At 52.3% G+C, this 878-nt stretch carries 1 protein-coding gene; it reads right to left on the bottom strand.

What is annotated here, in order from left to right; genetic code table 11:
* Positions 1 to 27 precede the first annotated feature (27 nt).
* Positions 28 to 660 (bottom strand): NeuD/PglB/VioB family sugar acetyltransferase, encoded by a 633-nt coding sequence (locus ACXJ7R_RS34660; RefSeq protein WP_457155728.1) that lies wholly within the window; start codon positions 658 to 660, stop codon positions 28 to 30.
* Between the last annotated feature and the right edge of the window lie 218 nt (positions 661 to 878).

Here is an 878-nt window from a genome sequence, read left to right as displayed (position 1 = left end):
GGGCAACGTAAATTGGGGTATTTGCCACTATAAAGACCTCTGCTTTGCGGGTACGCCAACGACGATGGCGTTATCCTCTACGTCGCTCACCACGCACGCGGAGGCTCCAACGACCACATTGTTGCCAATGTTTATGGGGTTGTCGGCCGTTCCATTGATTATTGTGCATCCGACGCCCAGCCAAACTCCCGAGCCTACCTTGGCGTGCCCGGCAACCGTTACCCCACTGGCTATAAAGCAATTGGCGCCAATTCTAACATCGTGATGAATAATGGATCCGAAATCAATGATCACGTTATCCTCCAGCACCGCGCCGGCTGAAACGATGGTATTCGCAAATATTTGTGCTGCCCCGGAAATGGATGCAGACGGAGAAACCAAGGCGCGAGCGCTAACGAAAGAGCCAACCGTTAAACCCAGTTCGCGAAGCGTTGCTAGGATGGTCGTGCGGCCGGCAATATCACCGATCGCAACGTACCAGTTTGCCGCAGGAAAGCGTGCGTAGGCATCGTCACGAGAAAGCACGGGAGTGCCTTCAACATCAAAACCAGATCTGAAATCATCGATGAATGCCACCGTTGATGTTCCCTCGGCATGCAGTTGGAACTGCAGTTCACGAGCGTGACCGCCAGCACCGTAGATGACAGCTTTAGGATTCATCACTCACTTTCGGGAAGGATTTCGGCCGCTTTTAGATCGATCGATTTACGATTTCCAGTGTTTTGTGTCCTATGCCTACAAATCGTCCAATTTGCGGCTCTGGCCGCCCTGATGCACAGCAGTGAGCGTTAGCCGCTGATGAAAAGGACCGTTTTGACGCTGATTTGTGCGGGATCTGATTCTGATACGCTCCGTGAACAGAACAGTTTTTCAAGAGC

It is taken from the genome of Mesorhizobium sp. P5_C1, from assembly GCF_054049815.1.
This window is presented reverse-complemented; position numbering and strand designations above follow the sequence as displayed.

Coding starts and splice junctions, on each gene's coding strand:
- ACXJ7R_RS34660 (WP_457155728.1), bottom strand. CDS start 660: ATGAATCCTAAAGCTGTCATCTACGGTGCTGGCGGTCACGCTCGTGAA.